14 protein-coding genes are annotated in these 17715 nt (G+C 71.9%); 4 read left to right on the plus strand and 10 right to left on the minus strand.

What is annotated here, in order from left to right; all coding sequences use genetic code 11:
- Positions 1-32: 32 nt before the first annotated feature.
- Both pcrA and ACLHRZ_RS38290 read right to left on the minus strand, forming a co-directional pair.
- On the minus strand, positions 33-2519 hold the full coding sequence (gene pcrA / locus ACLHRZ_RS38285) for a DNA helicase PcrA (protein ID WP_490423194.1): 2487 nt from the start codon (positions 2517-2519) through the stop codon (positions 33-35).
- 59 nt (positions 2520-2578) lie between these two features.
- Positions 2579-2932 carry a hypothetical protein gene (locus ACLHRZ_RS38290; protein WP_490423195.1) on the minus strand — a complete coding sequence of 118 codons (354 nt, stop codon included), beginning with the start codon at positions 2930-2932 and terminating at the stop codon, positions 2579-2581.
- 268 nt (positions 2933-3200) lie between these two features.
- Between ACLHRZ_RS38290 and ACLHRZ_RS38295 the strand changes: the two genes are divergently transcribed.
- Complete coding sequence (locus ACLHRZ_RS38295) at positions 3201-4307, plus strand: C40 family peptidase (protein ID WP_490423196.1); 1107 nt, start codon at positions 3201-3203, stop codon at positions 4305-4307.
- Positions 4308-4328: 21 nt separating this feature from the next.
- Here the strand turns inward: ACLHRZ_RS38295 and ACLHRZ_RS38300 are convergent, their stop codons facing one another.
- From ACLHRZ_RS38300 to ACLHRZ_RS38315, 4 genes are all read right to left on the minus strand, one after another.
- Entirely contained in the window at positions 4329-5453 is a 1125-nt protein-coding gene (locus ACLHRZ_RS38300; RefSeq protein WP_490423197.1) for an alpha/beta hydrolase, read from the minus strand.
- 129 nt (positions 5454-5582) lie between these two features.
- Positions 5583-6266 carry a LuxR C-terminal-related transcriptional regulator gene (locus ACLHRZ_RS38305; RefSeq protein WP_490423198.1) on the minus strand — a complete coding sequence of 228 codons (684 nt, stop codon included), beginning with the start codon at positions 6264-6266 and terminating at the stop codon, positions 5583-5585.
- On the minus strand, positions 6266-7534 hold the full coding sequence (locus tag ACLHRZ_RS38310; RefSeq protein ID WP_490423199.1) for a PspC domain-containing protein: 1269 nt from the start codon (positions 7532-7534) through the stop codon (positions 6266-6268). Before ACLHRZ_RS38310 ends, ACLHRZ_RS38305 begins: the two co-directional genes overlap by 1 nt.
- 78 nt (positions 7535-7612) lie before the next feature.
- Complete coding sequence (locus tag ACLHRZ_RS38315) at positions 7613-9394, minus strand: protein kinase domain-containing protein (RefSeq protein ID WP_490423200.1); 1782 nt, start codon at positions 9392-9394, stop codon at positions 7613-7615.
- Between the two features lie 134 nt (positions 9395-9528).
- Here ACLHRZ_RS38315 and ACLHRZ_RS38320 point away from each other — a divergent pair, with 134 nt between their 5' ends.
- Together ACLHRZ_RS38320 and ACLHRZ_RS38325 are read left to right on the plus strand one after the other, a co-directional pair.
- The gene (locus tag ACLHRZ_RS38320; RefSeq protein ID WP_490423201.1) at positions 9529-10890 is read left to right on the plus strand and encodes a PspC domain-containing protein; all 1362 of its coding nucleotides are present in this window, start codon (positions 9529-9531) and stop codon (positions 10888-10890) included.
- Positions 10877-11101 carry a hypothetical protein gene (locus ACLHRZ_RS38325; RefSeq protein WP_490423202.1) on the plus strand — a complete coding sequence of 75 codons (225 nt, stop codon included), beginning with the start codon at positions 10877-10879 and terminating at the stop codon, positions 11099-11101. Before ACLHRZ_RS38320 ends, ACLHRZ_RS38325 begins: the two co-directional genes overlap by 14 nt.
- A 173-nt stretch (positions 11102-11274) precedes the next feature.
- Here the strand turns inward: ACLHRZ_RS38325 and ACLHRZ_RS38330 are convergent, their stop codons facing one another.
- The 3 genes from ACLHRZ_RS38330 to guaA all read right to left on the minus strand — a co-directional run bounded on the left by ACLHRZ_RS38330 (position 11275) and on the right by guaA (position 14777).
- A complete protein-coding gene (locus tag ACLHRZ_RS38330; RefSeq protein ID WP_490423203.1) occupies positions 11275-11757 on the minus strand; it encodes a DoxX family membrane protein in 483 nt (160 codons plus the stop codon).
- 156 nt (positions 11758-11913) lie between these two features.
- Positions 11914-12936: a L,D-transpeptidase gene (locus ACLHRZ_RS38335; RefSeq protein WP_490423204.1), complete on the minus strand. Its 1023-nt coding sequence runs from the start codon at positions 12934-12936 to the stop codon at positions 11914-11916.
- Positions 12937-13178: 242 nt separating this feature from the next.
- Positions 13179-14777 carry a glutamine-hydrolyzing GMP synthase gene (guaA, locus tag ACLHRZ_RS38340; protein WP_490423205.1) on the minus strand — a complete coding sequence of 533 codons (1599 nt, stop codon included), beginning with the start codon at positions 14775-14777 and terminating at the stop codon, positions 13179-13181.
- Positions 14778-15109: 332 nt separating this feature from the next.
- Between guaA and ACLHRZ_RS38345 the strand changes: the two genes are divergently transcribed.
- Entirely contained in the window at positions 15110-15406 is a 297-nt protein-coding gene (locus ACLHRZ_RS38345; RefSeq protein ID WP_490423206.1) for a chorismate mutase, read from the plus strand.
- A gap of 573 nt (positions 15407-15979) precedes the next feature.
- On the opposite strand, the gene ACLHRZ_RS38350 is transcribed toward ACLHRZ_RS38345, so the two are convergent.
- Positions 15980-17707, minus strand: coding sequence for a GMC oxidoreductase (locus ACLHRZ_RS38350; protein ID WP_490423207.1), 1728 nt, complete (start codon positions 17705-17707; stop codon positions 15980-15982).
- Between the last annotated feature and the right edge of the window lie 8 nt (positions 17708-17715).

Here is a 17715-nt window from a genome sequence, read left to right on the forward strand (position 1 = left end):
GCGACCAGCCACGGCCGACCCGCAGCCGAACGCTAAAGCTTCTCCACCGGCGCGTACCGCAGAAGCAGCCGCTTCGGCTTCTCCTCGCCGAAGTCGATCGTCGCCTCGGCGTTGTCCCCGCTGCCCTTGACCGCGACGACCGTGCCGAGCCCGAACGAGTCGTGCGTGACGCGGTCCCCGATGGCCAGCGAGACCACCGGACGGTCCTTGGCGCGCCGCGTCGCGAACCCGCTCGGGCCGGACTTGGCGGAACCGCGCGACGACGAGAACACGGAGCCGGAGCCGGAGTTCAGCGACCCCATGGTCGCCGACGGCGTCGCCGGCCCGGTGCGCCGCCAGGTCACGTACTTGTCGGGGATCTCCTCCAGGAACCGCGACGGCGGGTTGTAGGAGGGCTGGCCCCACGCGCTGCGCATGCTCGACCGGGTCAGGTACAGCCGTTCGCGGGCCCGCGTGATGCCCACGTAGGCGAGCCGGCGCTCCTCCTCCAGCTCCTTGGTCTGACCGAGGGCGCGCATGTGCGGGAAGACGCCGTCCTCCATGCCCGTGAGGAAGACGACCGGGAACTCCAGGCCCTTGGCCGTGTGCAGGGTCATCAGCGTGATGACACCGGCGCCCTCCTCGTCCTCGTCGGGGATCTGGTCGGAGTCGGCGACGAGCGCGACCTTCTCCAGGAAGTCGGCCAGGGTGCCCGGCTCCTCCTCCGTGCGCTCCTGCTCGAACTCCAGGGCGACGGCCGCGAGTTCCTGGAGGTTCTCGATGCGGGTCTCGTCCTGCGGGTCGGTGGAGGCCTGGAGTTCGGCGAGGTAGCCCGTGCGCTCCAGCACCGCCTCCAGGATCGTGGCGGGCCCGGCGCCGGACTCGACGACCGTGCGCAGCTCCTCCATCAGGACGTTGAAGCGCTTGACGGCGTTCGCCGAGCGGGCGGCCATGCCGTAGGCCTCGTCCACGCGGCGCAGCGCCTGCGCGAAGCTGACCTTCTCGCGCAGCGACAGGGCGTCGATCATGGCTTCGGCGCGCTCGCCGATGCCGCGCTTGGGCACGTTGAGGATGCGCCGCAGCGGCACGGTGTCCTCGGGGTTGGCGAGCACCCGCAGGTAGGCCAGGACGTCGCGGACCTCCTTGCGCTCGTAGAAGCGCACGCCGCCGACGACCTTGTAGGGCAGGCCGACGCGGATGAAGATCTCTTCGAAGACGCGGGACTGGGCGTTGGTCCGGTAGAAGACGGCCACGTCGCCCGCCTTGGCGTCGCCGGCGTCCGTCAGCCGGTCGATCTCGTCGGCGACGAACTGGGCCTCGTCGTGCTCGGTGTCGGCGACGTAGCCGGTGATGGCGGTGCCCTCGCCGGCCTCGGTCCACAGATTCTTCGGGCGGCGGTTCTCGTTGCGCTCGATGACCGCGTTGGCGGCGTTGAGGATCGTCTGCGTGGAGCGGTAGTTCTGCTCGAGCAGGATCGTGGTGGCGGCCGGGTAGTCCTCCTCGAACCGGAGGATGTTGCGGATGGTGGCGCCGCGGAAGGCGTAGATCGACTGGTCGGCGTCACCGACGACGCACAGCTCGCCGGGGCCCTCCTCGCCCGCGGTCTCCGGCGTGCCGACCAGCTCGCGGATGAGCGTGTACTGGGCGTGGTTGGTGTCCTGGTACTCGTCGACCAGGACGTGCCGGAAGCGGCGCCGGTAGTGCTCCGCCACGTCCGGGAAGGCCTGCAGCAGGTGCACGGTGGTCATGATGATGTCGTCGAAGTCCAGGGCGTTGGCCTCGCGCAGCCGCGCCTGGTACATCGTGTAGGCCTCGGCGAGCGTCTTCTCGAAACCTCCCCCAGACTCCGTCTGGGAGGTGCCCCCAGCGGCCTGCCCGGCGAAGGCCTCCTCGTCGATGAGCTCGTTCTTGAGGTTGGAGATCTTCGCGCTGAAGGACTTCGGCGGGAACTTCTTCGGGTCGAGGTCCAGGTCGCGGCAGACGAGCGCCATGAGCCGCTTGGAGTCGGCCGCGTCGTAGATCGAGAAGGAGGACGTGAAGCCCAGCTTCTTGCTCTCGCGGCGCAGGATCCGCACGCATGCGCTGTGGAAGGTCATCACCCACATCGCGTTCGCCCGCGGGCCGACGAGCTGCTCGACGCGCTCCTTCATCTCGCCCGCGGCCTTGTTGGTGAAGGTGATCGCGAGGATCTGGCCCGGGTGCACGCCGCGCGCGCCCAGCAGATGGGCGATGCGGTGGGTGAGGACGCGCGTCTTGCCGGAGCCGGCGCCGGCGACGATCAGCAGCGGCGAGCCCGTGTGCACCACGGCTTCGCGCTGCTGCTCGTTCATCCCCTCCAGCAGAGCCGCCGGATCGACGGCCGGGCGCACGGCGCCGTCGCGGTAGTACGCCTCGCGGGGGACGGGCGCGTCGAACGCCCCGCCGAACAGGTCGTCCGGCAGGGGCTCGGGGGCCGCGTCGTCCTCCGGGGGCGGCGGAGGGTGCCCCTCGTCGGAGGGGGCCAGGTCCGCCAGGAAGCTGTCGTCAAAGAGGCTGCTCATCGCCTCCCGAGTCTAGGCCGCCCCGCCGACAGCCGGTCCCGGATCCGGTCAGGCCGTGGTCACACCCACAGCAGCGCGATGAAGATGTTGGCCGTCGTCAGCGCGCCGACCGTGCCGAAGGCCGCCGGGTCGACCTTCTCCTCGTCGCGCTTGACGTAGACCAGCCCCAGGATGACGACCAACAGGGCGAGCTTCAGGCCGATCTTGAAGTTGTTGAGCGTGCTGCCCTGGGCCTGGTTGAGGCCGACCAGCGCGATGCCGGTGACCAGCATGGTGAGCGCGCCGTGCAGCATCGCGGGGACCATGCGCGCCTCCCCCTTGCGCATGGCCTTCATCTGGGTCAGAAAGCCGCCGAGCAGCGAGGCGATGCCGATGATGTGCAGAGCGATCACGGCGTGAATCAGTACGTCCATGAGAACCGACATTAACCGGACGCATAGCACCCGCTCGTCATGAGGTCCGGCTGGAACACCGCATCGGTCACAGGAGGGAATGATCCTTCCGCACCCGCCGGGGCAGCCTGCCGGACGTGATCACCAAACCGTCGATTGCGGGCATTACCGGTCATGCCCGTTTCCCGCGGATCCCGCGGTTTAGCGTCCTCCTGCAGACGGCGGCGGCCCGTTCTCTCCCCCTCGTGCAGGCCGCCGCCGGGCATCGTCCCTGCCGGACCGGAAGGAAGTGACGGCCACCGTGGCGTCGCACCGCAAGCCCAAGCTCCACCAGCTCGCCGGCACGACCGTCCGGACGGCGGCCACCCTCGCCCTCGCGGGCGCCGCCACCGCCACGGCGCTGGAGGGCACCGGCCACGCCTCCCCCGCCCTCTCCCCCGCACAGGCCAGGGCCCAGGTCGCCCGCTACTACGAGCAGGCCGAGGCGGCCACCGAGCAGTACGACGGGGTGAAGGAGCGGGCCGACCGGGCCCAGCAGAAACTGGACGGGCTCCAGGACGAGGCCGCCCGCAGGACCGAACGGCTCAATGCCGCCCGCAACGCCCTGGGGTCCTTCGCCACCGCCCAGTACCGCGAGGGCGGCATCCCCGCGACCGTCCGGCTCTTCCTGTCCTCCTCCCCCGGCCGGTACCTGGAGCGGGCCTCCATGGCCGACCGTGCGGGCTCCCGGCAGGCCGCCGCCGTCGCGGCCGTCCAGCACGACCTGCGGGACGTCCGGCAGGTACGGACCACCGCCGAGACCCAGCTGGCGGAGCTCAAGACGGACGAGGCCAGGCTGGCGCAGCACAAGCACACCATCGAGTCCAAGCTGACCCAGGCCCGGCAGGTGCTCGACCAACTGCCGTCCGAGGAGCGGGCGGCCGTCGAGAGCGGCGACACCGCAGCGGCCGCCCGGACGGCCGGCAGCGCGGCGGGCGGTGCAGTGAAGTCCGTGACGGGGGGCGGGAGTTCCTCCGCCGCGGTGCACGAGGCGGTCTCCGCCGTCTCCGGACGGGCCGCGCAGGCGGTGGCGTTCGCCTACTCCGCGCTCGGCAAGCCCTACGTCTGGGGGGCGACGGGCCCGTCCTCCTTCGACTGCTCGGGCCTGACGCAGGCCGCGTGGCAGGCGGCCGGGGTGTCGCTGCCGCGCACCACCTACACCCAGATCAACGCCGGGCGGCGGATCGCCCGGGACCAACTCGCCCCGGGCGACCTGGTCTTCTTCTACCCGGGCATCAGCCACGTCGGGCTCTACATCGGCGGCGGCCGGATGATCCACGCCCCGCACCCCGGGGCGCCCGTGCGGATCGCGCCCATCGACGAGATGCCGTTCGCGGGGGCGACGCGGCCGGTCTGACGGCCGCCCCGCCGAACGGGCCTACGCCGTGGGCGCCTTCAGCTGCTTGGTCAGCCACCGGAAGACGTCCGGCACCTGCTTCTTCCACACCGCGGTGCCGTGGCCGCCGGCGCCCGCCGGTATCAGGGTCACCTGCACGGTCGTCGGCTGCTTGGCCGACTGCTTGATCGCCATGCCCGCCTGGTAGCCGTCGGTCTCCGCGCCGGAGAGGAACAGCGCCACGCGGGGCGGGGTCTGGGCGCGCTGGAGCATCTTCCAGGGGTTGTTCTCGTCGCGCAGCTGCGGGGTCCTGGCGGTGAGCGAAGCGGGCTCGCCGACCGGGTCGTTGTAGCCGGACAGGCTCACCCCGGCCCGGTAGCGGTCCGGGTGCGCGACGGCGAGCTTGGCGGCGCAGTGCGCTCCGGCGGAGTAGCCCGCGACCGCCCAGCCGTCGGCGGAGTCCTCGGCCCGGAAGGTGTCGGTGACCATCTTGCGGACGTCGACGCTCAGCCAGGTGTCCGCGTTGACCTTGCCGGGGATGTTGGCGCAGCCGGTGTCGGTGTCGCCGAGGAGGGTGGTGCGGGGCGCCACGATGATGAACGGGGCCACCTCGCCCTTCTCCATCAGGGGCTTGAGCTGCGTGTTGACGTTCAGGGAGCCGAACCAGGCCTTGGCGGAGCCGGGGAAGCCGGGCAGCACCTCGACGACGGGGAACTTCTTGCCCTGGTACGCCGGGTCGTCGTACTGCGGCGGCAGCCAGACGTAGACCTCGCCCTCCACACCCGATATTCGGCCCTTGAACTCGGTCTCCTGGACGCCCGGGCCCATCCTCTTGTCGGAGGCGGGCCTGAACTTCTGCACTTCCTTGGGGCCTTCGCCGGCCTTGCGGCCGCCGGTGCCGTCCGGCCCCAGGTCGGCCGCCGCCTTGACGTGGTTGCCGGTGCCGAGCAGGTCGGCCCAGGTGTCGAAGAGCCCGTTGGTGTTGTTGACGATCACGAAGACCAGGACGACCGCCGTGACCTGCGCGAACAGCAGCATGAAGAAGCGCGTGACGTGCCGGACGAGCTTGGGCCCGCCGACCTTCGCCCAGAGGGTGAGCGGCAGGGCGAGGGCCAGCACCACCAGAACGATCGCGGTCAGGAAGAAGGGCGTTCCTGTGAGGCTCATCGGGCGGTGGCTCTCGTTCGGCGGTGGGTGTCTCGCCCGTGGTAGATGCCCGGCGGAGCCCGGAGGTTCCGCCGGGGTGACCCACGGCACAGCGGGGACCGCCCTCCCCGGGAGGTGCCCCGGCCCGCCTCAGACGAGCCGGCGTGCCGTCGCCCAGCGCGTCAGCTCGTGCCGGTTGGACAGCTGCAGCTTGCGCAGCACCGCCGAGACGTGCGACTCGACGGTCTTCACGGAGATGAACAGCTGCTTGGCGATCTCCTTGTACGCGTACCCGCGCGCAATCAGCCGGAGGACCTCCCGCTCGCGCTGCGTCAGCCGGTCCAGGTCCTCGTCGACCGGCGGGGCGTCCGTGGACGCGAAGGCGTCGAGGACGAAGCCGGCCAGCCGCGGCGAGAAGACCGCGTCGCCCTCCTTGACCCGGAAGACGGCGTCGACCAGATCCGTGCCGGTGATGGTCTTGGTGACGTAGCCGCGGGCGCCGCCGCGGATGACGCCGATGACGTCCTCGGCGGCGTCGGAGACGGACAGGGCGAGGAAACGGACCGGATTCTGCGGGTCGGCCATCAGGGCCGCGCTGCGGCGCAGCACCTCCACCCCGCCGCCGCCCGGGAGATGGACGTCCAGCAGGACGACCTCGGGGCGGGTGGCGGTGATGACCGTGACGGCCTGGTCGACGTCGGCGGCCTCGCCGACGACCTCGACGCCCGTGCGCTCGGTGGCGCCGATCTCGGCCTGCACGCCCGTGCGGAACATCCGGTGGTCGTCGACCAGCACCACCCTGACATGCCGCTCCGGCATCTGTTCGGTCGTCATCACGCCTTCTCCGCCCTCTCCATCTCCAGCTCCACTTCTGTCCCCCCGCCGGGCACGGAACGCAGCCTCGCCGTGCCGCCGTTGCGCTGCATCCGGCCGATGATCGACTCGCGGACGCCCATCCGGTCCTCCGGCACCGCGTCCGGATCGAAGCCGGGGCCCCGGTCCCGTACGGAGATGAAGACCGTACGCCCCTCGACCTCGGCATACACCTGTACGGCGCCGCCCTCGCCACCGTACTTGGCCGCGTTGACCATGGCTTCACGGGCGGCCTGCAGCTGCGCGCCCAGCCCCTCGTCCAGCGGGCAGTCGCCGACGACCACGACCTCGATGGGCACCCCGTGATGATCCTCGACCTCGGCCGCGGCGGCCCGGACCGCATCGGCCAGGGTCCGGGGCTCCTCGGCCTCGTCCTTGCCGCGGCCCTCGGGGTTGTAGAGCCAGGCGCGCAGCTCGCGCTCCTGGGCCCGGGCGAGGCGGGCGACCTCGCGGGCGTCCTCGGCGTTGCGCTGGATGAGGGTGAGGGTGTGCAGGACGGAGTCGTGGACGTGGGCGGCGACTTCGGCACGCTCCTGGGCGCGGATGCGCATCGTGCGCTCCGCGGAGAGGTCCTGCGTCATCCGCACCACCGAGGGACCGGCGAGCAGGGCGATGCCGACCAGGACGGCCAGCGAGGCCTGGAGCACGGTGCCCAGGTGCTCCGCGGAGCTCTGCAGCACGACGATGCCCGTCGCGCCGGCACCGACCAGCAGGACGCCGGCCGCGCCGCGCGCGAGCGGCAGGACGCGCTTGCTGCGGCCGACCTCCACCCAGTGGGCGCGCCGGGCGTTGTCCGCCTGGCGCCACACGAGGGCGACACCGGCGCCCATGAGGACCAGCGGCCAGACGTAGGCGTTGGCCCGGCCGAGGTGGAGCCGGTCGAGGAATATGGCGGCGCCGACGACGAGCGCGAGCAGCGCGAAGACCTGCCCGCGGTCGGGCTTGCGGGCGAAGAGCCGTCTGCGCCCGTCCGCCGCGACCTCGGCGACCGCGGAGCGCGGCACCTCGACGCCGCCGACGCCCAGCGGCACGACGAACCAGAACACGGCGTAGAGCAGGGCACCCATGCCCTGCGCCAGGAACAGGGCCACGAACACCAGCCGCACCCAGGACACGGGCACCCCGAGATGCCCCGCGAGCCCGCGCGCGACGCCGCCGAGCATGCGGCCCTCCGCGCTGCGGTAGAGCTTGCGCAGTGGCGGGGCGTCGGGGGGCGTGGCCGTGGTCATACGTTGATCGTCACACGTCTCGCCGGTCCGCGGTATCAGGGTCGCCCCTGAGCGAACCCCCATCCCGGCCTGCGGGGCTCAGCGGTTCTTGGTGGGGCGGAAGCCGTCCTGGACGTCGTCGAACACCTTCTTGTGCTTGCCCCAGTCGGCGTCCGGCGCCGAGAGGTAGATCGCGTACTCCTGCCCGCCCGGGCGGCCGAACCCGAGGTCGACGGCCCGGAACTGGCGGGCCCGGCCCTTGAACGTGAATTCCCAGATCGCGGCAGGCTGCCCGCGGTAGGTCGTGCTCTGCATCCGCTTCTGCGAGTACCCGGGCAGCTTGCCCTCCTGGACGGACTTGGCCTCGTCGTCCTTCCAGTGCTGGAGGGGATCGGTGCTCGCGAAGTCGAGGACGGAGACCTGCAGTCTGACCAGTCCGCTCGGGTCGACGTAGACGATCGCGTCGGTGTCCTTCACCTCCGTGCGCGTCCAGCCGTCCGGTACCGGGAAGGAGATGCCGACCTTCTCGTCCTCGGCCAGGTGATAGCCGGGCGGCACGGGCGGGGGTGTCCAGGAGGGTGAGGACGAGGGCGTGGTGCTGTGGCCCGACTGCGAGGCCGGTGACGAGGCCGGCTCGGCGGTGTCGTCCCCACCGCCGTCCTGCGGTACGAGCACATACGCCCCGGCGGCCAGCCCGGCTGCCACGACCACGGCGGCCCCGGTCCACAGGACGCGCCGCCCCTTCGCCCGTGCGGGCGGCTCGGGGCGAGGAGAGGGCACGGTCACGGCGGCAGTGCCCGGCGCGTCCGCCGTCGGCGCGGGCTGCGGGGCGTCGGGGAACTGCCCGGTGCCGGGCAGGCGTTGGTGCGTCCCGGTCTCCTGCTGCTGCGGGACGTCGGACGCCTGCAGGACGGGCGGTGCCACGGCCCCGGCGGCGGCAACGCCCACCGCTCCGGCCTCCGGCCACACACCGTCCGTGCGCGGCAGTGCCGCAACGGTCTCGTCCGGGTCGCCGGCCGGGAGGGCGCCCGGCTCGGTCAGGATCTGTTCGACCAGTTCCGCGGGCGGCCGCAGGGACGGGTCCTTGGCCAGGAGCGTCTCGATCAGCCGCGCCAGCGGCCCCGCGTGGCGCGGCGGCGGCAGCGGGTCCACGGCGATGGCGTAGGCCGTCTCGACGCCCGTGTCCCGGCGGAACGGGGGACGGCCCTCCAGCGCCTGGTAGAGCGTGGCGCCCAGTGCCCACAGGTCTGCGGCGGGACCGGGTCTGCCGCCCTTGACCCGCTCGGGGGCGATGTAGTCGATCGAGCCGACCATCTCGCCGGTCTTGGTCAGGGTCGAGGTGCCGGTGGACTGGGCGATGCCGAAGTCGGTCAGCACGACCCGGCTGTCGTGGCCGAGCAGCACGTTGCCGGGCTTGACGTCGCGGTGCAGCACACCGGCCGCGTGGGCCGCACGCAGCGCCGCGATCATGCCGCGGCCGATCCGGGCGGCCTCCTCGGTGCCGACCGTGCCGCGCTTGAGCACGTCGCCGAGCGTCGTCGACGGCACGTACTCCATCACGATGCACGGCAGCCCGCCGTCGTCGACCACATCGTGGACGACGACCACGTTGGGATGGTTGATCCGGGCCGCGCTGCGCGCCTCGCGGCGGGTGCGCTCGTAGAGGGTGGCGAGGTCCTCGTCGTCCAGGCCCGGCGAGACGTGCAGCCGCTTCACCGCGACCTGACGCGCCAGCAGCTCGTCCTCGGCGCGCCAGACGGTGCCCATGCCGCCGCGGCCGATCCGCTCCAGGAGCCGGTACCGCCCGGCGAGCAGGCGCCCGACGTCCGGTCCGGGGCCGGATACGCCCTCGGGCCACGCCCCGGGCCATGACTCCGTCACCGCACACCCCCTCCGGTTTCCTACGTGTGTTCGGGCAGCGCCACCCTAACCGGATCGGTCTCAGGGACGATCTCAGGGAACGGCCAGGGTCGTCACGGATGCCGTACGTGCGTTCCGGTTGACACCATGTGCACATGACCGACGATGCACCCCCTGCCGACCGCCACGACGGCAGGCCACCGCTGCGGCGCAGCCGCGAGCACAAGCTGATCTCCGGCGTGTGCGGAGGGCTCGCCCGGTACTTCGACCTGGACCCGGTCGTCTTCCGGGTGGTGCTCGGCGTGCTCGCGGTCACCGGCGGGCTCGGCCTGATCGTCTACGGCTTCGCCGTGCTCCTGATCCCTCTGGAGGGCGAGGAGGAGAACGAGGCCCGCAGGATGCTGTCGGGCCGCGTCGAGGGTCCTGCGCTGACGGCGGTGCTGTGCGCGCTGGTGGGCTGCGGGCTGTTCCTGTCGATGCTCAACAACGGCGGGGTGCTGGCCTTCGGGCTGATGCTGCTGATAGCCGTCAGCGGCGCGGCGTACTGGTCGCAGCACCGCAGGCTGGCCGAGGTCGAGGATGCCGTGCCCGAAGCGGCCGGTGTCCAGAAGCCCTACAAGGCTCCGAAGACGGTGGAGGCACCCCCGGAGACGCAGGCCCCGCCCATGGCCGGCACCCCTTCCTGGTGGCGCGACCCGTCGGCACGGGATGTCATGGCGGCGAGCCGCATCAGCACGGGCTATCTGTGGGGACCCGACGACGGCACCGGCGCGGCCGGGGCTGCCCCCGCCGGGACGGCAGGGACCGTCCGGACCGCCTTGGAGAACGCGTGGGGCACCGCCGTCGAGCACGCCCGCCCAGTCCGTCGCACCCCCCGGCTCGGCGGCTGGACGTTCCTGCTGGCCCTGGGCGCCGGCTGGCTGGGCACCGCCCTGCACTGGCACCACCAGCCGCTGGGCACGTCCTTGGAGACGGGCCTGGCCTGCGCGCTCGGCGTCTTCGGCCTGGGCATCGCGCTCGGCTCGTTCTACGGGCGCACGGGCGGCGGCACGGTCTTCCTCGCAGTGCTCACCGCCGCCCTGCTGACGGGTGCGGCCGCCCTGCCGAAGTCGGTCACCCCGGACTGGACGCGCACCACGTGGCATCCGGCGAACACGGCCGACGTGCAGAGCCGTTACACGGTGGGCAGCGGTGTCGGCGTGCTCGACCTGAGCGGCCTGCACCCGCCCGACGGGCAGGGCGGACAGGGCGAGCGGCCCGTCAGCACCAGTGCCGAGGTGGGCGCGGGCCGGATCAAGGCCGTGCTGCCCGACGACATGACGGCACAGCTGACCATCGACGTCGGCGTCGGCGACATCCAGCTGCCCGGCGAAGGGCGCAACGACGTCGAGATCCGGCCCGGGCAGCACCGGCGGCTGACCCTGGCCCCCGCCGCCGGGCACCCCTCGCGCGGCACGCTGGAGCTCCGGCTCAAGGCCGGCATCGGACAGGTGGAGGTGACCCGTGGGACGCCATGAGTTCGAACCGGGGAAGCTGGTCGTCGGCCTGGTGCTGATCGGCGGCTGTCTGGCCCATCTCGCGGCCGTGCGCGGCTGGGTGCACCTTCCCTTCTACTTCCTGCTGCCGGTGCTCGTCGGGGGCTTCTGCGTGGCGGGCCTGGTCTCCTCCCTCGCCTTCGCGGTGCGCCGCCGCCGTGTCCGGGGCACGGAGCAGCACGAGCTGCGGTGACCCGGGCCGGGGGGCCGGGCTAGGACGTGTCCGATGGTCAGTGCGGGCCCCGCGGCGTCCGGTGCTGGGGGCACCTCCTGGGGGCACCCCCAGAGGTAGCTGGGGGAGGTAGCTGGGGGAGCATCGCAGGGCCCGTGCCGACCCATCGGACACGCCCTAGCGCCGGGCACGCCCTAGCGCCGGGCACGCCCCCGGCGCCGGCGGGGCCGTATCGCGTCCACCGACAGCAGGGGCGCGCCCGCGACTATCAGCGGCAGCCAGGCCATCAGGTAGGCCAGGTCGTTGCCGTAGTAGTAGGGCGTGCTCGGCCAGCTGACCGTCATCCACAGGGTGAACGAGATCAGTGCACCGCCGGCCGCGGCGAGGCGGGCGAAGAGGCCCAGCAGCGTCCCCAGCCCGACCAGCAGCTCGCCGAAGGCGAGGGCGTAGCCGAAGCCGACCGGGCTCTTCAGGCCCAGGTCCACCAGGGCCGGGATGGCAGCGGTGTCGTGCGCCGACTGCATCAGTGCGCCGAGGGACCCCTGCCCGCTCGCGGACAGGAACGCGGGGTCGGTGAGCTTGTCGAGGCCCGCGTAGATGAAGGTGACCCCGAGGAAGACGCGCAGCGGCAGCAGCGCGTACCGGGTCAGGTCTTCGCGACCCCTGAGTGCTGCCATGCCGCCGCCCGCCTTCCGTCCCGTCGTGGGTCGTAGTCCTTGTCCGACCATACGTACGGAAGGCGTTCCTCGCTCAGCCCTGTGGACAACGGCCCGTTTGTGGACAAGCTGCTCACTCACAGGGCCCCGTCCGGCCCCTTTCGGCCCCTTCCGGCCTCAGCCGACGCGGACGCCCAGGGCGCTGCCCGCGAGCCACTCCTCCCAGCCGAGGTTCCAGTCGCCGTAGCCGTTGCCGAAGTGGTCCATCGGCTTGGGCTTGGTGCTGCCGTTCACCTGTACGACGTCGCCCTTGAGGCTCATCCCGTACAGCCACTTGGCGTTCTCCGTGGACATGCCGATGCAGCCGTGGCTGACGTTCTCCTTGCCAAAGGACTCGGCGTTGTCGGGGGCCGCGTGCACGTACTCGCCGCTGACCGTCTCGCGCATGCTGAAGTCGTACGAGCCGTAGAAGCCGTCGGGGTGGTTGCGGGGGATGCCGATGGAGAGCGAGTCCATGACGACCCGGCCCTCCTTGGCCATGATCGTCTTGATGCCCTGGCGGGTCTGGAAGCTCTTCGACTCGTCGCCGCCGCTGACCGGAATGGTGCGCAGCGTCTTGCCGTTGCGCACGACCGTCATCGTGTGGGCCTTGAGGTCCACGGTGTTGATCATCGAGTCGCCGACGGTGAAGGAGAGCGAGCGGTCGCGGTCGGCGGCCGTGCCGGGGGCGAGCTTCACACCCGCGAGCTTCGCCTCGAGCGTGACCTTGGTGCCGGCGGGCCAGTACTTCTCGGGGCGGAAGTGCAGATAGGTGTCGCCCTTGGTCTCGTTCCAGTGCCAGGCGCCGGGCACCTTCGCGCTGTTCGAGACCTTCAGCCGGCCCTCGATCCCGGCCCGCAGCTCCTGGGCGATCTTCTGCTTCTTGAAGACGAGGGCGACGGGCTGGCCGACACCGACCTTCTCGCCGTTCTCGGGGGCGATCTCGGGCCGGACGGCGCGGGCGGCGTTCGTCAGCAGTTCGGCGGGCGGTGCGGGCTTCTCGGTCACCGCGGTCGGCGAGGGCGAGGCCGACGGCGAGGAGGACGCCTTCCCGGACTTCGCCGGCTGCTCCTCCGCCTCGGCTCCGCCACCGCAGGCGGTGACGGCCAGGCCGGTGAGAGCGAGGGCGGCGGACAGCCCTGTGCAACGGGAGAGGCGCATGGTTCTCCTATCCGGTGTTCCGGTGTTCGCACCGCCGACGGCACGGCAGATCGCACGACGGAGCCGAGGCGGCTACGCCCCGGCTCGCAACCATCCTAAGCAGCGCAAATACTCCCCAAAGGCGCCTCAAGGACGAGCCCCCACCCCCGCCGAGGGGAGGGGGTGCGCAGGTGGGCACAAAACAGCCGCGCCGCCCTCCGGACGATGCGGAGGGCGGCGCGGCGGCGGTCAGCGGGGAGCGGTCACTCCCACTCGATGGTCCCCGGCGGCTTGCTCGTCACGTCGAGCACGACGCGGTTGACGTCCCGGACCTCGTTGGTGATGCGCGTCGAGATGCGGGCCAGCACCTCGTACGGCATGCGCGTCCAGTCCGCGGTCATGGCGTCCTCGGACGAGACCGGGCGCAGCACGATCGGGTGGCCGTAGGTGCGGCCGTCGCCCTGGACGCCGACGGAGCGGACGTTCGCGAGCAGGACCACCGGGCACTGCCAGATCTCACGGTCCATGCCGGCGGCGGTGAGCTCCTCGCGGGCGATGGCGTCGGCCTCGCGCAGCAGGTCCAGGCGCTCCTGGGTGACCTCGCCGACGATCCGGATGCCCAGGCCCGGGCCCGGGAAGGGCTGGCGCTGGACGATCTCGTCCGGCAGGCCCAGCTCCTGGCCGACCATGCGGACCTCGTCCTTGAAGAGCTGGCGCAGCGGCTCGACGAGCTTGAACTCCAGGTCCTCGGGGAGGCCGCCCACGTTGTGGTGGGACTTGATGTTCGCGGTGCCGGCGCCGCCGCCGGACTCGACGATGTCCGGGTAGAGCGTGCCCTGCACGAGGAACTCGACCGGCTCGCCGGACTCCGCGCCCTCGGCGACGATCTCGGCCTGGGCCTGCTCGAAGACCCGGATGAACTCACGACCGATGATCTTGCGCTTCTCCTCGGGGTCGGAGACCCCGGCGAGCGCCTTGAGGAAACGCTCCTGCGCGTCCACGACCTTCAGCTGCACGCCGGTCGCGGCGACGAAGTCCTTCTCGACCTGCTCGGTCTCGCCCTTGCGCATCAGGCCGTGGTCGACGTAGACGCAGGTCAGCTGGGTGCCGATGGCCTTCTGCACCAGCGCGGCGGCCACGGCGGAGTCCACGCCGCCGGACAGGCCGCAGATCGCGCGCTTGGTGCCGACCTGCTCGCGGATGGCCTCGACCTGCTCCTCGATCACGCTGCCCGTGGTCCAGGTCGGCTCGATGCCGGCGCCGCGGTAGAGGAAGTGCTCCAGCACCTGCTGGCCGTGCGTGGAGTGCATCACCTCGGGGTGGTACTGCACGCCGTAGAGCTTCTTCTCGTCGTTCTCGAAGGCGGCGACCGGGACGACGTCCGTGGACGCGGTCACGGTGAAGCCCTCGGGGGCGGCCGAGCAGGCGTCGCCGTGCGACATCCAGGCCGACTGCTCCGCCGGGGTGCCCTCGAAGAGCGTGGAGCCGGTCTTGCTCACGTGCAGCGGCGTACGGCCGTACTCACGCGCGCCGGTGTTGTCGACGGTGCCGCCCAGGGTGGTGGCCATCAGCTGGAAGCCGTAGCACATGCCGAAGACGGGGACGCCGGCCTCGAAGAGGGCGCGGTCGACGGTGGGGGCGCCTTCCTCGTAGACCGAGGAGGGGCCGCCGGAGAGGATGATCGCCTTCGGGTTCTTGGCGAGCATCTCGGCCACCGGCATGGTGGACGGGACGATCTCGCTGTAGACCCGGGCCTCGCGGACGCGGCGGGCGATGAGCTGGGCGTACTGCGCGCCGAAGTCGACAACGAGCACCGGTTCCGCGGTGTTGTCGTGGACGGCGGCGGGGGGTGCTGCTGACACGGGGCGGCCTTCCGGCGGTCGGTGGAGGGGGTCTGTATTTGTCGATTCTACCGGGGCACAGGGGTGTGCTTTTGTCTCACCATCCGAATCCGCATTGGCCCCGGAGGCGTCCGCGGGCCATACTGTCGGCCATGCGCAAGCACACGACCTTCGTCTTTACCTATGGCACCGGCCCGTCCGGCTGCCATGGTCGTGCTGCTTGAACCGCTGACAAGCACTTCCCAGGCGCCCCGGGCCGGTCAAGGCCCGGGGCGCTTGTCGTTTCCCCTCCGCACCGGGCCGGCCGACCGGCACGGGCCGCCGACAGCCCCCGGAGAGGAACGACACCCCACATGAGCACCAGCACCGCCATCACCGCGAAGGACACCGGCGCCCGCACCGAGGCCGCGGCCTCGGTGATCACCGGAGCGCGGGAGAAGATCGACGATCTCGACGGCCGGATCATCGGACTCGTCCAGGAACGCATGGCCGTCTCGGCCGTGATCCAGAAGGAGCGCATCGCCTCCGGCGGGGGCCGCGTCAACCTCGCCCGGGAGCTGGAGATCCTCAACCACTACAGCGGTCAGCTCGGCAAGCCGGGAACGGCGCTCGCCATGACGCTGCTGGAGCTGTGCCGCGGACGCATCTGAGTGGCCGGACGACCGCGGGATGACCGCGCGGCCGTCCCCCTGACCGTCACCCGTACGGAGCGTGACCGGCCTGCCGCCGACTTCGTTGGACCGGTCGTCCGCGCCAGCCAGGAGCGGCCCACAGAAATCCACGCGTGGCCTCCGCCCCTGTTCATCCGGGCGCCCGACAACAACAGGGCGGATCCACTGGAGTGTGTGACGTGCGAGCACGCGCGTCGTGGGACCTCACTCCGGTGGCGCGGCGACCGGTCAGCAGGGGACAGCAGCCCGGCCGCCATCCAAGGACGGTCGGTTCCGGGGACGCCTGGAACCGACCGTATCCGGTCGAAACGGTTGCGCACTGCCTGGCTCATCCCCCACGATGCAAAGGGAAGACCAAATCCCTTCCTGCGCACCGCCATTGGTCCGACCACCGACCTCGGCCTGCGGCGCTCCCCCCGGCGCCGCTCCTGCGGCACCGACCTGCCCTGACCTCGGTGCCGGCAGTCAAGGGCCCCGTGGCCGCCCGCACGCCCCCGCGGAGCGGCCCGGGGCCCTTCGCCATGCAGGCGGGCCCGCGCTCGCCGGACGGCCTCAGGTGCGCAGGGCGCCGAACGCCCCCTTCGGGACCGCCGGGGTGCGCGGGGGAATCGCGGCCACGCGCTCGTAGTCCGAACCCTGTTGCGGGCGGGGGTCCTTGTCGCCCTTGTTCGGCCAGAACGACATGGCGCGCTCCGCCTGGGCGGTGATCGTCAGGGACGGGTTCACGCCCAGGTTCGCCGAGACGGCCGCGCCGTCGACCACCGAGATGCCCGGGTGGCCGTACAGGCGGTGGTACGGGTCGACGACGCCGTGCTCCGGGCCGGACCCGATCGGGCAGCCGCCCAGGAAGTGGGCGGTGAGCGGAGTGCCCACCAGCTCACCGACGTTGCTGCCGGGAAAGCCGTTGATCTCCTGGGCGAGCAGGGTCGCGGCCGCCGTGGCCTCCGGGATCTGCTGGGGGTTGGGCGCGCCGTGGCCCTGGCGGGCCGTGAGCAGGCCCTTGCCCGGACCGCGCGTCCGGCGGTACGTCGTCAGGGAGTTGTCCAGGCACTGCATGACGAGGCCGATGATCGTGCGCTCCGACCAGCGGCGGTTCGACAGCGACCGCGCCAGCTGCACCGGGTGGCGCACGCAGCGGCCCGCGAAGGCCAGCGCCCGCGGCGCCCGGGTACCCACGGGCACCTGCAGGATGGACAGGAAGCCCATCGCGTTCGAGCCCTTGCCGTAACGAACCGGTTCGATGTGGGTGTTGGCGTTCGGATGCACGGAGGACGTGATCGCCACGCCCCGCGTGAAGTCCGGCCGTTCGCCGTAGCGGCGGGTGTCGGTCTGGGCGCCCACCAGGGCCTCGGAGTTGGTGCGGGTCAGCACGCCCAGCCGGTCCGAGATCCGGGGCAGCAGCCCCCTGTCCCGCATGGTGTGCAGCAGCGTCTGGGTGCCGTACGTGCCCGCGGCGATCACCACGTACCGGGCGCGCAGCGCCTTCGGCCGGGCCCGCCGCCGGTCCGTGGGAACGGTGACGACGCGGTGGCCGCCGTCGCGGTGCTCGGTGACGGCGACGACCGTGGTCATCGGGTGCACGACCGCCCCGGCGCGCTCGGCGAGGTACAGGTAGTTCTCGGTGAGGGTGTTCTTCGCGCCGTACCGGCAGCCGGTCATGCAGGCGCCGCACTCCAGACAGGCCCGGCGGGACGGGCCCGCGCCCCCGAAGTAGGGGTCCGGCACCTCCTGTCCGGGCAGCGTCCGCGCAGCGCCGTCGGCGTCTTTGCCGTCGCCGAAGAACACGCCGACCGGGGCCATGTGGAAGGTGTCGCCGGCGCCCATCTGCTCGGCCGCGGCCCGGAGATGGACGTCCGAGGGCGTCACGGTCGGGTTGAGCCGGACGCCCAGCATGCGGCGCGCCTGCTCGTAGTGGGGCTGCAGCTCCTGCTGCCAGTCGGTGATGCCGGCCCACTGCGGGTCGTCGAAGAACGCCTTCGGCGGCACGTAGAGGGTGTTGGCGTAGTTGAGCGAGCCGCCGCCGACGCCTGCGCCGGCGAGCACCATCACCTTGCCCAGCAGGTGGATGCGCTGGATGCCGTAGAGGCCGAGCGCGGGCGCCCACAGGTAATTGCGCAGGTCCCAGGAGTTCTTGGGGAGGGTCTCGCGTGTGAAGCGGCGTCCTGCCTCCAGGACGCCGACGCGGTAGCCCTTCTCCGTCAGCCGCAGCGCGGAGACCGAGCCGCCGAAGCCGGAGCCCACGACGATGACGTCGTAGTCAAAGTTGTCGAGCTCGGTCATTGCGACGC

The sequence above is a fragment of the Streptomyces sp. AM25 genome (assembly GCF_058146165.1).

Coding starts and splice junctions, on each gene's coding strand:
- ACLHRZ_RS38305 (WP_490423198.1), bottom strand. CDS start 6,266: ATGACGACCGAACAGATGCCGGAGCGGCATGTCAGGGTGGTGCTGGTC.
- ACLHRZ_RS38350 (WP_490423207.1), bottom strand. CDS start 17,707: ATGACCGAGCTCGACAACTTTGACTACGACGTCATCGTCGTGGGCTCC.
- ACLHRZ_RS38290 (WP_490423195.1), bottom strand. CDS start 2,932: ATGGACGTACTGATTCACGCCGTGATCGCTCTGCACATCATCGGCATC.
- ACLHRZ_RS38300 (WP_490423197.1), bottom strand. CDS start 5,453: ATGAGCCTCACAGGAACGCCCTTCTTCCTGACCGCGATCGTTCTGGTG.
- pcrA (WP_490423194.1), bottom strand. CDS start 2,519: ATGAGCAGCCTCTTTGACGACAGCTTCCTGGCGGACCTGGCCCCCTCC.
- ACLHRZ_RS38310 (WP_490423199.1), bottom strand. CDS start 7,534: ATGACCACGGCCACGCCCCCCGACGCCCCGCCACTGCGCAAGCTCTAC.
- ACLHRZ_RS38320 (WP_490423201.1), top strand. CDS start 9,529: ATGACCGACGATGCACCCCCTGCCGACCGCCACGACGGCAGGCCACCG.
- ACLHRZ_RS38335 (WP_490423204.1), bottom strand. CDS start 12,936: ATGCGCCTCTCCCGTTGCACAGGGCTGTCCGCCGCCCTCGCTCTCACC.
- ACLHRZ_RS38330 (WP_490423203.1), bottom strand. CDS start 11,757: ATGGCAGCACTCAGGGGTCGCGAAGACCTGACCCGGTACGCGCTGCTG.
- ACLHRZ_RS38345 (WP_490423206.1), top strand. CDS start 15,110: ATGAGCACCAGCACCGCCATCACCGCGAAGGACACCGGCGCCCGCACC.